This is a genomic window from Sediminicola sp. YIK13, assembly GCF_001430825.1.
Lineage (GTDB): Bacteria > Bacteroidota > Bacteroidia > Flavobacteriales > Flavobacteriaceae > Sediminicola.
This window is the reverse complement of sequence record NZ_CP010535.1, coordinates 2,930,769-2,945,799: the sequence shown is the minus strand read 5'-3', so window position 1 is coordinate 2,945,799 and position 15,031 is coordinate 2,930,769. Positions and strand designations below refer to the sequence as shown.

The 15,031-nt window shown below is 40.2% G+C and carries 12 protein-coding genes; 4 read left to right on the top strand and 8 right to left on the bottom strand.

The genetic code is table 11. From position 1 onward, the window contains the following. Positions 1-2: 2 nt before the first annotated feature. The 6 genes from ileS to SB49_RS13105 form a co-directional block, all read right to left on the bottom strand. The gene (gene ileS / locus SB49_RS13130; RefSeq protein ID WP_062057290.1) at positions 3-3,404 is read right to left on the bottom strand and encodes an isoleucine--tRNA ligase; all 3,402 of its coding nucleotides are present in this window, start codon (positions 3,402-3,404) and stop codon (positions 3-5) included. Positions 3,405-3,532: 128 nt separating this feature from the next. Next, the gene (locus tag SB49_RS13125) at positions 3,533-4,480 is read right to left on the bottom strand and encodes a DUF4382 domain-containing protein (protein ID WP_062057288.1); all 948 of its coding nucleotides are present in this window, start codon (positions 4,478-4,480) and stop codon (positions 3,533-3,535) included. Between the two features lie 477 nt (positions 4,481-4,957). Continuing rightward, positions 4,958-7,390, bottom strand: coding sequence for a TonB-dependent receptor plug domain-containing protein (locus SB49_RS13120; RefSeq protein WP_082591120.1), 2,433 nt, complete (start codon positions 7,388-7,390; stop codon positions 4,958-4,960). Further along, positions 7,374-8,093 (bottom strand): DNA repair protein RecO, encoded by a 720-nt coding sequence (recO, locus tag SB49_RS13115; RefSeq protein WP_062057286.1) that lies wholly within the window; start codon positions 8,091-8,093, stop codon positions 7,374-7,376. Before recO ends, SB49_RS13120 begins: the two co-directional genes overlap by 17 nt. Before the next feature lie 111 nt (positions 8,094-8,204). Then, positions 8,205-9,548 (bottom strand): NADP-specific glutamate dehydrogenase, encoded by a 1,344-nt coding sequence (gene gdhA, locus SB49_RS13110; protein WP_062057284.1) that lies wholly within the window; start codon positions 9,546-9,548, stop codon positions 8,205-8,207. Between the two features lie 103 nt (positions 9,549-9,651). Beyond that, entirely contained in the window at positions 9,652-10,806 is a 1,155-nt protein-coding gene (locus SB49_RS13105) for a cystathionine gamma-synthase (RefSeq protein ID WP_062057282.1), read from the bottom strand. An 86-nt stretch (positions 10,807-10,892) separates the two neighbouring features. Here SB49_RS13105 and SB49_RS13100 point away from each other — a divergent pair, with 86 nt between their 5' ends. Continuing rightward, complete coding sequence (locus tag SB49_RS13100) at positions 10,893-11,648, top strand: DUF3298 and DUF4163 domain-containing protein (RefSeq protein ID WP_062057280.1); 756 nt, start codon at positions 10,893-10,895, stop codon at positions 11,646-11,648. Here the strand turns inward: SB49_RS13100 and SB49_RS13095 are convergent. Next, a complete protein-coding gene (locus SB49_RS13095) occupies positions 11,645-12,106 on the bottom strand; it encodes a DinB family protein (RefSeq protein WP_062057278.1) in 462 nt (153 codons plus the stop codon). The two genes, SB49_RS13100 and SB49_RS13095, sit on opposite strands and share 4 nt — an antisense overlap. Before the next feature lie 84 nt (positions 12,107-12,190). Between SB49_RS13095 and SB49_RS13090 the strand changes: the two genes are divergently transcribed. After that, positions 12,191-12,547, top strand: a complete 357-nt coding sequence (locus SB49_RS13090) for an arsenate reductase family protein (protein ID WP_062057276.1) — start codon at positions 12,191-12,193, stop codon at positions 12,545-12,547. Further along, entirely contained in the window at positions 12,544-13,437 is an 894-nt protein-coding gene (locus SB49_RS13085; protein WP_062057274.1) for a DMT family transporter, read from the top strand. The genes SB49_RS13090 and SB49_RS13085 overlap by 4 nt, the downstream gene beginning before the upstream one ends. Here SB49_RS13085 and SB49_RS13080 read toward each other — a convergent pair. Then, positions 13,421-13,897, bottom strand: a complete 477-nt coding sequence (locus SB49_RS13080) for an acyl-CoA thioesterase (protein WP_062057273.1) — start codon at positions 13,895-13,897, stop codon at positions 13,421-13,423. The genes SB49_RS13085 and SB49_RS13080 overlap by 17 nt on opposite strands. 132 nt (positions 13,898-14,029) lie before the next feature. Between SB49_RS13080 and SB49_RS13075 the strand changes: the two genes are divergently transcribed. Continuing rightward, the gene (locus SB49_RS13075) at positions 14,030-15,004 is read left to right on the top strand and encodes an NAD(P)H-dependent flavin oxidoreductase (protein ID WP_062057271.1); all 975 of its coding nucleotides are present in this window, start codon (positions 14,030-14,032) and stop codon (positions 15,002-15,004) included. Positions 15,005-15,031 lie beyond the last annotated feature (27 nt).

Below are 15,031 nucleotides of genomic sequence, written 5' to 3'. Positions count from 1 at the left end.
TTTTAATGTTTTTGGATAAACAATTTTGTATTCACTTGATCAAAGGAGATGTCCGTTCCACTTTCCAATTTCTCTTCAAAAATAAGCTCTGCAGTCAAGGTTTCGGTTTTAATATAATCAATATTACTTGCCACGGCCAATTCCACACATCCGTCCTTCAATAATTTCACATCAATTTTATCGGTTACCTCATACCCTGAGTCCTTTCTCAAATTCTGAATACGATTAACCAGTTCCCTAGCTATTCCTTCCTTCCGAAGCGTTTCGTTAATGGTTACATCCAAGGCTACTGTTAACGATCCCGAGCTGGCCACTAGCCAACCTTCTATATCTTGGGAAGAAATCTCTACATCTTGTAACTGTAAAATAAGGATTTTATTTTCAATTTGTAATGATATTTCGCCCTCTTGCTCAATTTTTTGGATATCCTCCTGTCCCAATTTGGCCACAGCGCTTGCTATTGCCTTCATATCCTTGCCAAATTTTGGCCCCAAAGTTTTAAAATTGGGCTTAATTTGTTTTACCAGAACTCCGGATGCATCGTCCAATAATTCAATTTCCTTTACATTCACTTCAGATTTGATAAGATCGGCAACAGCTTCAATCTCTTCTCTCTGACGTTCATCCAATACGGGAATCATAATTTTTTGCAATGGTTGACGCACTTTTATTTTTTCCTTTTGACGTATGGAAAGTACCAAGGACGATATGGTCTGTGCCTTTGCCATCTTACTTTCCAATTCAGGATTTACCATCGCTGCATCAAATGTAGGAAAATTCGCTAAATGAACACTCTCAAATAGTTCTTTCTCGGTCCCTGACGTTAAATCTTTATAAAGTCGGTCCATAAAAAATGGGGCAACTGGAGCGGATAATTTAGCTATGGTCACCAAACAGGTATATAATGTTTGGTAAGCCGAAATTTTATCCTGCTGATAATCGCCCTTCCAAAAACGTCTTCTGCTTAAACGCACATACCAGTTGCTCAGGTTTTCTTGAACATATTCTGAAATGGCCCTGGTGGCACGAGTAGGCTCATATTCTGCATAGGCCTCATCCACTTTTTTGATGAGAGAATGCAGTTCGGATAAAATCCATTGGTCTATTTCCGGACGTTCTTTAAGAGGGATATCTGCCTCCTCGTACTTAAATTTGTCTATGTTGGTATAAAGTGCAAAGAAGGAATAGGTATTGTACAGGGTCCCAAAAAATTTTCGCTTAACCTCAGCAATTCCATCTATGTCAAATTTAAGGTTGTCCCATGGGTTGGCATTGGATATCATGTACCATCGGGTGGCATCCGCCCCATGTTCTTCCATCGTTGTAAATGGATCCACGGCATTCCCCAAGCGCTTGGACATCTTTTTACCTTCCTTATCCAGCACCAAGCCGTTGGATACCACATTTTTATAGGCAACCGAATCAAATACCATAGTAGCTATAGCATGAAGCGTATAAAACCAACCACGAGTCTGATCAACACCTTCCGCAATAAAATCTGCTGGAAACGTTTTTCCTTCGTCTATTAAATCTTTATTTTCAAATGGGTAGTGCCACTGCGCATATGGCATGGAACCACTGTCAAACCAAACGTCTATAAGATCGCTCTCGCGTCTCATTGGCTTCCCTGAAGTGGAAACCAGGGTAATCTGATCCACAATGTTCTTGTGTAGATCTATCTTATCATAGTTCTCTTCCGACATATCACCGGAAACAAATTCTGCGAAAATATCTTTCTCCAAAACCCCTGCCGCAACGGCCTTGGCCATTTCCGACTTCAATTCTGCCACTGAACCTATAATGATCTCTTCTTTACCATCTTCCGTTCTCCAAATGGGCAATGGTATGCCCCAGTAACGGGATCGGGAAAGATTCCAATCGTTGGCATTGGCCAACCAATTTCCAAACCTACCTTCTCCGGTAGCTTTTGGCTTCCAGTTGATGGTCTGGTTGAGTTGGAACATCTTATCTTTGATGTCGGTCACCTTTATGAACCAAGAATCCAACGGGTAATATAATATAGGCTTATCGGTACGCCAACAGTTAGGATAACTATGGACATACTTTTCTACCTTAAAGGCTTTGTTCTCTTCTTTTAACTTAATCGCCAGTTCAACATCCACAGATTTCTCCGGTGCCTCTCCTTCATTGTAATATTCGTTCTTCACATATTTGCCGGCAAACTCCCCCATTTCCGAGCGGAATTTCCCTTGTAAATCAACAAGTGGAACCGGGTTGCCATTATCATCCAAGACAAGCAAAGGCGGTATCTCAGGAGAAGCCTGTTTAGCCACCAAGGCATCATCTGCCCCAAAAGTAGGTGAAGTATGCACTATTCCGGTACCATCCTCTGTGGTCACAAAATCCCCAGTGATTACCCTGTAGGCGTTTTCTGGATTTTGATAAGGCTGGGCATATGGTAATAATTGTTCATATCTGATTCCTTCCAGATCCTTTCCCAGATAGGAGCCTTGAACCAAAAATGGAATTTTTTTATCTTCTTGTTTGTAATTGGCCCAAGCCTCCAAAGTCTCCACTTCTTCAAACTTACCTGTAAATTGTTTGGCCACCAATGATTTTGCCAACACTACGTTCGTAGGTTCAAAGGTATACTGGTTGTACGTTTTTACCACAACGTACTCTATCTTGGGTCCAACGGTCAAAGCTGTATTGGAAGGCAATGTCCACGGCGTTGTTGTCCAAGCCAAGAAAAACAATTCCCCATCAATTCCCTTCATAGAATTGGGCAGTGTTTCCTTCAGCACCTTAAATTGGGCGGTTACCGTGGTATCTGTAACATCTTGGTAGGTACCGGGTTGGTTCAGCTCGTGGGAACTTAAACCTGTTCCTGCCTTAGGGGAATACGGTTGAATGGTATACCCTTTGTAGATAAGGCCCTTATCGTAGATTTGCTTTAGCAACCACCATACCGTCTCCATGTACTTGGATTTGTACGTGATATAAGGATCTTCCATATCTACCCAATACCCTACTTTTTCGGTCATACTGTTCCAAACGTCAGTATAACGCATCACTGCTTTTTTACAGGCAGCGTTGTAATCCTCAACAGAAATTTTTGTGCCAATATCCTCTTTGGTGATTCCCAATTCTTTCTCTACCCCAAGTTCAATGGGAAGACCATGGGTGTCCCATCCTGCTTTCCGCTTCACTTGGAAACCTTTCATGGTCTTGTACCTAGGAAATATATCCTTGATCGTACGGGCCATTACATGGTGGATTCCGGGCATTCCATTTGCAGAAGGGGGACCTTCATAAAAGACATAATTATCCTTACCCTCCCTGCTTGTTACACTTTTTTCAAAAATCTGATGCTCTTTCCAATAGTGTAATATCTCCTCGGCAACTTTTGGTAAATCTAACCCTTTGTATTCTGCAAACTTCATAATAACAGCTTCTATTGCATTATTTTAAGTTTGCAAAACTAGTGAATTTTCACTAGAAAACTTTCTGTTGAAAAACAAAAAAGCCCCTTGAACAAGGGGCTTTTAAATAAGATGAAATATTTACTTTACTAATTACTTCCAGTAATGGTCACATTTGCACTTATCTGCACAGAAGAGGTAACACTAATGGCCCCTAAATTTAAACCTGTAGTAGATTCAGCATTTAGCATTGAATTGAAAAACAATTCATTGTTATCCTCTCTGTAAGAAGCAAATACCAACTCGTATTCCCCTTCTTTCAAAAAGCTCAGGTTATAAGATCCACTTAGACCGCTTACTTCTGAACTGGTCACTGCATTTGCAAAAGTTACATTGCTTGCCCCACTCCCTTTTGTTTCAGCGTCGGCGTTAAATTTTCCTTTTTCATAAGCGTAAACAATGATCTTATCGGAAGTATTGTTCGTGTCATTTGCCGTACCAGAAATCTTACCCGATAATTCCTCATTCACAACCCTGATACCCGCAGAAAGTTCGCTCATGGTCACAAAATTGAAATCACTGGAAAGCGTGTTCTTATCTTCTTTAACTGTTTTTCTAAGGTCGAAATCGATCACCACTTGGTTAGCTGATTTTGCTAACACCTCGAACTTATCCTGAATAGCAATTTTGTTGGAAGAAGCTACAAGGGCATCTTTGGTCCCATCAGCCATTTCAACATAGCAACCAGGGGTATTCCCGTTTACATCATTTTCAAAATCCAATTCAAATTCAATATTTGAGTAAGAACCTGCTTTTAGGTCCATATTCCCCAAAGTTTCTGTCTTACCATTGACCAAGGCGGCCAAATTGACCGTAGTGGCTGTAAAACCTTCCAATGCCTTGCCATCTACCTTAACGTTGGTGATGGTTACTACTACTGCCTCCACATTAGCATTATCAATGGGAGCATCTGTTACTTTAAAAGTTGTGTCATATGTCTGCGCGTCCATTCCTGGATCGTCATTGTCATCATTACATGAAACAAAGGCGAAAACAGACATTAAAATAATTCCTGCATTTTTTAAATAATTCTTCATAAGATTTGAAATTTGTTCGTTTGGGTATATAACAAGCCAGCCCTACTTTACCCTAATGCAAAAATGTTAAAGTATTATTAAGAAACTAAAGGCAGAAATCAACCTTTTGATTTACTGAAGATTGCACTTTTATTTTTTTTGCATTTCAATTTCTTTTATTGTTCATTTTTATTGAAACCATAATTCCAATAAAATGAAAAGGCTTCTTTTAAGTACACTATTATTGCTCGTGCGCAGTTCAATTATTGTTTCCCGAAGAGTACTAAAGATGCAATAGATAAGACTTAGGAGGCCCTAAAAAATGCTGGTAACAAAATTGAGAATGCGGAAGAAAATGACATTGATTCCTTCAAAAAACTGGCAAGGAAGTTAATAGAACAACCGAAGTAGAGGTCAAAAAAAAATAAAAAAGCTATCAAGGATTAACAATTGACCCCTAAATTAATTGAGAAACCTAAGTAATCCGGGTTTTTCCGATTAAAAATGGTACCCCACGCCCAATATCAAATTGGTTCCTGCCGCTGTAATGCCAGAGGAATACGGACGGTATCTTTGATTTGTTATATTTTCCAAACTGGCCGTGAGTTTAAGGCTACTGCTTAATTCATACTGGGAACGTACATTTAGCGTATACCATGATGGGGAATAAGGGTTGCCATTGGCATCCAACTCATATATAAAGGCCTTGCCGATTTCCGAAGCCGCCAAATTATCATTGGAAATCTCACCATTATAGGCGAGGAACAGATCGGCCTTAAATCTTTGATTCTTCCAAATGACATGAACATCCCCAAAAGTAGGTGCCACATGTCTTCCTGGAGAATCCGTACCATCTTCCTCCTCTTCGATGCCCTCTGTAATCGTTAGGTTGGATTGCATTGAAAGATTTTCCGTAAAAAAAGCCTCCATCCCAAATTCAATGCCATAAACATAGGCTTTGGCTGCATTCTGTATTGCCTGCACCCTACTGGTCTCGCCATTGTATTCTATTTCATCCTGACCATTGAACTGATAATCGCGCCTTACCAAAGCATCAACAAGATAGGTGTAGAACGCAGCACCTTTAAGAACGAGCTTGTCCTTAAAATTTTTCTGGATCCCTACCTCCATGTTATAGGCATATTCCGGCTGTAAATCTGGATTTGGAACTATCACAGCACCCGGTTCGGAATCAAAAATCTTTCCTATATCATCAATATTGGGGGCTCTAAATCCAGTAGACCCATTCCAGGTGACCTGCAGGTCAGGTTTGGGCAACCAACTAAGCCCAAGGCTTCCAGTCAAGGCCCCTGTACTCAGTTTGGCCTCTTGAAAAGGAAAACTGTAATATGTGGTATCAAAGTCTGCATTGATCCAGACATGACTATATCGCAATCCTGTTAGGATGGTCATATTGGGTTTCAACTTATACTCTACGTTGAAATAACCCGCCAATGTCTGCCAGGTAGACCCATCTGGATACCTAGAGGCGGAACCTGTTACCTCGTTGGTCTCGATATCCTTTTGACTGCCTTCAGAATTAATTTTATTGAAAACATATTCCCCCCCATAATACAGGCGAAAATCGCCCATACGCTTATTTTCAAAATCTATATTGGAGGAAAGAGCATCTACTTTTTCGGCCGTAGAATACAAAATAGGATCCTGAAAGCCCCTTTCATTTCTACTCTCTTGAAAATGTTGGTAAGCGTTGGTAATCTTTAATCCGTCATAAAATTTCCCTTTACCCTTTTGTTCTGCCTGAAGATTGGCCATAAACCATTTCTGGGGTCCATAATACCATTCTGCGGACCTTAGACCGTCACCAGCCCTGTTGGGCCTTATCAATCTGTCATATCTAGAATAATCTGAGGTCTCCGAATAAAACAAACCCATGTCCAGATCCCAAAAGTTATTAGGCTTATAGGTTACTTTTTGCATCGCATTGATCTGGTCGTAACCAGAAGGCACCTGTTTCCTAGGATTAGGATTTACCACAAATTGGTCGCCGGTCTCCGAGGGTATTACATAATTGTTTCTCAAGTATGATTCAGGGCCATTCTTCCCCATTTTTAAATCCCCAAAATCCGAATAGGACACACTAGTGAGCAGCCCCCATTTTCTTTTCCCGTAATTGAGATCGGCATGCCATGTATTTTCATTGTTGGCTGAGGAGTACCTATAATCCATATTCCCCTTAATACGAAGGCTATCCCCAATGGCCAATTGCGGAGTCTGGGTATAAAAGTTCATGACCCCTCCTATGGCATCGCTACCATAAATCACCGAGCCGGGCCCGAAAATCACCTCCGTGTTTTTTATGGTAAACGGGTCAATTGAAATAATATTTTGGATATTGCCCCCGCGAAAAATGGCATTGTTCATACGGATGCCGTCTACCGTAATTAAAAGTCGGTTCGTGGCAAATCCCCTTATCATTGGGCTCCCTCCACCTAGTTGGCTTTTCTGCACAAAGACCTTTCCGCTATTTTGCAGAAGGTCAGCTGAAGTTTGAGGGGATGTAAAAGCAATAGTCTTCGCATCTATGGATGTTATCTTTTGAGGAATATCTTTTCGCTGCTGTTCCCATTTGGAAATGGACATGACCACTTCATCCAATTGTTCCGCATTCATGGTCAAGTACACCCTCTTATTCTCCCTTTTCGACAATATGGTCTTGGAAGTTTTTTTTAATTGATATCCGATGTGTTTAAAAATGATGCGCTCGTTTGCGGAAAAAATACCTAAATCGGCCTTACCAAACAGATCTGAAATTACAGTTTTGCTTTTGTCATTATTATATATGGCCACATTGGGAATGGGCTCTTTGTTCTCGGCATCTAAAATGACAAATTCCTGGGCCTGAACCATCTGAAAAACTAAGAAACAGACAACGAAAATTATATTGCGCATATTAACTGAAAACTTCATTTAAAACTGCCAAGGATTTTGGTTTTCGAAATCCCTGTAAATGTAATTCAAAATATAAAATCAGTGATTTTAGCAATTCTTGCCGGTTCACCTTTTTCATTTTTACAGAATGTAACTCATCAAATTTTATGCCCAAAAACGCTTTAAAATAATTTAAGTTTTCACCGTATAACATAGGGTTCAAGGTAGTGGTATTTACAAACTCTCCTGCCATCAAATCAAAATAGGGCGCATCCGCTTCATCCCGCTGTGGAAAAAAACCAAAATACTTGGTCAATCTGAGTAAAAAATACAAGTGAAAATTGGAAATTTCATCGTGGGTATCCAACCATTGCAGGGATGCCTCTATAAATTGGAAGAGCTCTTGGTTTTCCTCTTCCTCAAAAATGCTATTGGAAAGCATTTCTGCTAAAAATAAGGTCATCGCATTTTTTGTAATGTTCGTATGCAGGGATTCGTAATGGTAGCATACCCGAACCTCCCTAATACTCTCCATGGTACCTTTATTTTTGTGGTAGGCTACCAGCTCCAATTGCATCAAGGGCTGAAAATAAGCCGATTTAATGTTCCCTTTTTTGGAGGCCAATACCCCTTTTAATAGATATGTTTTTAGACCACTTTGCTCCGTGAACGCCTTTACGATAAGACTAGTGTCTCCGTATTTGAGCCCTGAAAGAACAATTGCCTTGGTGGTAATCTGCATCTATAGTGGTTAGGAGCTATAAAGATAGTAGGTTCAGTCATTAAAAAGCACCTCGAAAACAAAAAGGCTCTCCAATGAATGGAAAGCCTTTAATATCTGTTGTGGGAATCCTTAGATTACCCCTTGAGCAAGCATAGCATCAGCAACTTTTACAAAGCCAGCGATATTCGCTCCTCTTACATAGTTGCAATATCCATCCTCATCCTTACCGTATTCTATACAAGAATCGTGGATGTCCTCCATAATATCTTTTAAACGGCCATCAACCTCTTCACGAGTCCAACTAATACGAAGTGAGTTTTGTGACATTTCCAAACCAGAGGTAGCAACCCCACCGGCATTGGAAGCCTTTCCTGGTGCGAATAATATTTTAGCCGTATGGAATTCATGAATCGCTTCGGGCGTAGAAGGCATATTTGCACCTTCTGCAACACAAATACATCCGTTTTTAATCAATTCTTTTGCGTCATCGCCACCCAACTCATTTTGTGTTGCACAAGGCAACGCAATATCACAGGCAACTTCCCAAGGGGTTGCACCATTATGGAAGGTAGCTGATTTGTATGTATCTACATATTCAGAAATACGACCTCTTTTGTTATTTTTCAAGTCCATGACAAATTCCAACTTCTCAGTGTCAATACCGTCCTTATCAAAAATATACCCTTGAGAATCTGAAAGAGTCAACACTTTAGCGCCCAGTTGTATCGCTTTTTCCGCTGCAAACTGAGCCACATTTCCTGATCCAGAAATTACCACATTTTTACCTGAAAAATCTTTACCTCTTGTTTGCAACATGCTCTGAGCAAAATACACGGTACCATAACCAGTCGCTTCCGGACGTATTAAGGAACCACCCCAAGAACGGCCTTTACCAGTTAAAACTCCGGTAAACTCATTTCTTATCTTCTTGTACATACCGAACAAGAAACCTATTTCCCTGGCGCCTACTCCTATATCTCCTGCAGGAACATCGGTATTTGGACCAATATGTCTGCATAATTCAGTCATAAAGGCATGGCAAAAACGCATTACTTCGTCGTCTGACTTTCCTTTAGGATCAAAATCAGATCCTCCTTTACCACCACCCATAGGCAATGTGGTCAAACTATTTTTAAACACTTGCTCAAAAGCCAAGAATTTAAGAATACTGGCATTTACAGTTGGGTGAAAACGCAAACCACCTTTATAAGGTCCAATAGCCGAATTCATTTGAATCCTATACCCCCTGTTTACATGGATCTCCCCATCGTCATCAACCCAAGAAACCCTAAAGGATATCAATCTTTCTGGCTCTACCATCCTCAAAAGGATGTTCTTACCATTGTAGATATCGTGTTTTGCTATATATGGTATTACGGTTTCAGCTACTTCATGAACTGCCTGAATGAATTCTGGTTCGTGTCCATTTCGAGATATCACCTCTTCCATAAACGCTTTAATCTTTGCTTCCATAAAAAACTTGATTATTGTTAATCTTGATGAATTGAAAATATACGGGCAAAATTATATTATTCCAACAATTTAGAGCCTATTTTTTTAAAAATTTGATAAATAATTATCCGATTGCCTGTTCCAAATCTGCTATAAGATCATTTTCATCTTCAATTCCAACACTTAAGCGAATCAAGGCGTCTACAACACCACTTTTTTCCCGTTCTTCTTTTGGAATACTTGCATGGGTCATACTAGCCGGATGTCCCGCCAAACTTTCAACCCCTCCCAAAGATTCTGCGAGCGTGAAAAGCTTTAGTTTTTCCACAATGGCAATGGCATCTCTATAATTGGCCCCTTTGGTCACAAAAGAAATCATCCCTCCAAAATCTTTCATTTGACTTTTAGCAATACTGTGATTGGGATGGTCTTCAAAGCCTGGCCAGTATACCTTTTCAATTTTTGGATGGCTCTTCAGGTAATTGGCAATGGTCTTCCCATTTTCACAGTGCCGCTGCATCCTGATATGGAGCGTCTTTATCCCACGGAGTACCAAAAAACTATCCATCGGGCCACAGACGGCCCCACTGGCATTTTGAATGAAATACAACCGATCTGCAAGTTCTTTTTCCTTTACCACCAAGGCACCAACAACCACATCGCTATGTCCTCCCAAATATTTCGTTGCGGAATGCATGACGATATCGGCCCCTAAATCCAATGGAAGTTGGAGATAAGGCGTGGCAAATGTATTGTCAACGGCCAATAGAATATTATGCTTCTTTGCCAGTTTGGAAACAGCCACAATATCAATGATGTTCATCATGGGATTTGTAGGCGTCTCTACCCAGATTAGTTTTGTCTTTTCATTGATATGATCGGCTATGTTTTCCGAATTTTGCATCCCTATAAAATGGAAGGTGATGCCAAATTTTTCAAATATCTTTTTGAACAACCTATAGCTTCCGCCATAAAGATCATTCGTAGTAACCACCTCATCTCCAGTGGACAATAACTTTATAACGGCATCTATGGCTGCCAAGCCACTTCCAAAGGCCAATCCGTAATTTCCATTCTCTATGCTGGCCAAGGAGTTCTCCAACGCAGTCCTTGTGGGGTTTGCGCTTCGTGAATATTCAAATCCCTGATGACCGCCCGGGGTCGTCTGGGCATAGGTGGAGGTTTGATATATTGGCGGCATTACCGCACCATATGCCTTGTCCGGATGTTGTCCACCATGAATCGTTTTACTGTTGAATCCCAAGCCTTTTTCGCTCATATAAAAATATTCTCTTACAAATGTATTGTTATCTTTTGATGAATGCAATGAAGCATTACTTTTGTGAATTCATTCAACCCATTCCTATGAAAAAGCTATTTTCTTTGTTAACAGTACTTGGTCTTATTTTTGTCAGTTGTGAAAAAGAAGATAAAATAGCTTTTGCCCCTTCCAAATATTTAAGTGATAGCTGTGAGAATTGTCCCAGTGTACAAATAACTATTCCCAATGCCCTGGAGGATTCCAAAATCGCGAAAACCATTAACAATTCGCTTAAAGAAGAAATCATCTACTTGTTGACTTTTGAAGATGGGATGGACGTTTCCTCCATTGAGGAGGCAATTGCCTCTTTTAAAAATGGGTACACCATTCAAAAAAACAAGTTTCCGGATGAATCCATAGGATGGGAAGCGAAGATCGATGGAGAGGTGGCCTATGAGGATGAAAATATCGTAACTATCCAATTAAAGACCTATATTTTTACCGGTGGAGCACACGGCTATGCCCCCACAAGGTTTTTAAACTTCGACAAAAAGAAAGGTTTGGAACTGGAAAACTGGGAATTATTTAAGGATCTTGACGTTTTTATGCGTTTTGCTGAAACTAAATTCAGGGTCCAAGAACATGTCCCATTGGAAAAATCAATCAATAGTACGGGGTTTATGTTCGATGACAACAGCTTTTATCTTTCGGAGAACATTGGATTTACAAACGAGGGACTAAAACTATACTACGACCAATATGAAGTAGCTTCTTATGCCGATGGTCCTATTGTATTGAACTTGCCCTATAGGGAGATTGCAGATTATTTGACCTATAAAGTAAAGTATAAAGCCGATTAATTTTCGACGGCCCTTTTTAATGCAAGAATGGACCCAAGGTGCAGGCCTTCATGAAAGGTATTGAAAGCAATTGAATCTTCCACCTTGCTCAAAGTAACGTTTACACTTGTTGTATACTTGTTGAATTCCTTGAAAAGACCATTCTCATAATCCTCTTTCAACCATTCCACAGTAGATAGCAAAAGTGCGGCCACTTTTTTTATCTCCTCCTCTGATGCTTCACCTTTTGGAAATGTCCCTTTTTTATAAGCCTCTACCATTTCATCATCGACCCTCATCTGAAGATTACTCATTTTATAGACCAATAATTGCTGGGTAACCACTACATGTACAATATTCCACCATATATTGTTATTAAAGCCTTCCGGAATTTTGAAGAGTTTTTCCCTCGGTATTTCTGTGAGGAATTTGTATAATATATTTCTGTTCTGAAGGGTAATGTCAAGTAAGTATTCCAATGTCCTGATTTTTTTATAAAAATAGTACAATCCATTTGAATTGGGTTTCTTTGCAGTGAATTTACCTTAAAATTGTTCCCGGTCATGACAAAAAAAATTTACCACCTAAGCACCTGTGATACTTGCAAGAGAATACTGAAGGAGCTACAACCTCTAGATGATGTAGAGCTGCAGGATATAAAATCAGAAGCTATTACCCCTGCACAATTGGAAGAAATGAAACTTTTGTCGGGTAGTTATGAAAGTCTGTTCAGTAAAAGGGCGAGGATGTACAAAGAAAAAGGCCTGGGAAGTAAAGATCTTAAGGAGGAAGATTATAAAGGTCTGATATTGGAACATTATACCTTTTTAAAAAGGCCAGTGATTCTAATAGATAATCAACTATTTATAGGCAATGGCAAAAAAGAGATAGCGGCTGCCAAAGATGTTCTCCATTCTTGAGCAAAAGAACCCTTGCCATTTTGGCGGCCATTGGAGCCACCATCATATATGGCATTAACCATACCATTGCCAAAGGCGTAATGCCTACCTATGTAAAACCATTCGGATTTATTTTCATCAGGGTGACGGGGGCCGCAATACTTTTTTGGGGCATCTCCTTTTTTGGTCCCAAAGAAAAAATAGCACGTAGGGATTGGCTGCGGGTTTTGGTCTGTGCCATTCTGGGAATGGTCATTAATATGTTGGCCTTTTTTAAAGGATTGGACCTGTCCACACCCATCAATAGTGCCGTATTGGTCACCATTACCCCAATCATTGTGGTCATACTTTCCGCACTTCTGATCAAGGAAAGAATTACACTATTAAAAGGATCAGGAGTGTTCCTAGGATTTATAGGAGCCTTGGCACTTGTTCTTTTTGGAGCCGAAATACGCCAAGATGCGCCCAATATTCCGCTGGGGAACGCCCTTTTTATATTAAATGCAACCAGTTATGGCGCCTATTTGATCGTTGCCAAAAGCCTCATAGAAAAATACCACCCTTTTACATTAATGAAATGGCTGTTCACCGTTGCGGTAATCATCAACCTACCCATAACATTTTTAGAATTCAGTGAAATCGAATGGTCCCAGATGCCCTTGGAAGTTTATGGAGTCATAGCCTTCGTTGTCATAGGCACCACTTTTCTCACCTACTTGTTCAATATATATGCACTGAAACAACTAAAGGCATCTACCTTAGGGGCATTCGTTTATATACAGCCACTAATAGGAATTCTTTTTGCATTGATCGCAGGTAAGGATTACCTAACAATGATCAAAACATTCGCCATTGGCTTTGTCTTGATCGGAGTATATTTGGCCACAAAAAAGCCTAAACCAGGTCTTTAGGCTTTTTCGCGAATTTACGCGTATCTTCCTTGGTCAGGGTTCTGAATTCCGGCGACTTTTCTACAGCATTAAAATTTTCCAGGAACTCATTGCCCAGTCCTGTCAATGCCCTAGTGTTCATATCTATCCATGCCCCCATCATTTCACAATGCGCAAAATTTCTTCCCTTACCGTCATAGAAGTTATGGTGGAATTCGAAGAACATACCATCTTCACTCATCCCCACCAATTCTAAGGACACTTTTACAGGTTTACCAGGAAAAACCTCTTTAAAATAGTACATATGTTCATAAAAAACTACAGGGCCAATATGATGTTCGGCCATAGATTTTTGATTAAAGCCAAGTTCATTAAGAAAGGCCATACGGGTATGGCTCATATAATTGACGTAAGCGGTATTTCCCAAATGCCTATTGGCATCAATATCACTCCAACGAATTTCAAACTCTTTTAAATACATATTTTTATGAATATTTTTTTGCTATGCATGCATAATAATTGTAAAAATACCATAGTTTTGAAAAGGAGGGCTCCTCCAAGACAATAAATTAACAATTATAGTTACATTTAAGACTCTTTAAACAGATTGAACATGAAATCTAAAGCTCCCTTTATCAAGGATCTAGCACTTCCGGTTATTGCTGCTCCAATGTTTTTAATATCAGGCCCAGAATTGGTTATCGAATGCTGTAAAAATGGCATTGTAGGTACATTTCCTGCCCTTAACCAACGTACTAGTGAAGGTTTCGAAGAATGGCTGATTCAAATAAAATCTGCACTGGAGCAATTTGAAAAAGAAACAGGTAAAAAACCTGCTCCGTTTGGGGTGAACCTTATAGTGCACCAGACCAATCCAAGATTACAAGCGGATCTTATGCTGTGCATCAAACACAAAGTGCCGTTAATTATCACCTCTTTGGGGGCAGTATCCCAAGTGGTGGAAGCCATCCATGGATACGGCGGACTCGTATTTCACGATGTGATCAAGAAAAGACATGCGGAGAAAGCTGCTGAGGCAGGTGTAGATGGGTTAATTCTTGTCGCTGCCGGTGCAGGCGGACATGCGGGTACCATCAACCCTATGACCTTGGTAGCGGAAATAAAACGATTCTATCACAAGACCATCATCCTCTCCGGATGCATCAGCACGGGGCGGGATATTGCTTCTGCAATGCAAATGGGAGCCGATTTGGCCTATATGGGGACACGATTTATCAACACCTCAGAAAGTATGGCCAATGATAAATATCAAAAAATGATAGAGGATTCTACCGCTAGCGATGTAGTTTATACCGCTGCTATTTCTGGGGTCCATGCCAATTTTCTTGGTGACAGCCTAAAGGCTGCTGGGATTACACAAGAAGATTTGAAAAAAGACACGAAGGTAGATTTTGGCAAGGAACTGGATACAGAAGCAAAAGCATGGAAAACCATCTGGTCAGCAGGCCAAGGGGTTGCTACCATAGATGACACCATTTCAGTTGAAGAACTGGTCAATAGGCTCAAAACAGAATTTAAGGAGGCTATAGACGAACAGATAAAACTGTTGGAAGTTTATCCCAAATAACGTATACTCTACTATTAATATAAGATA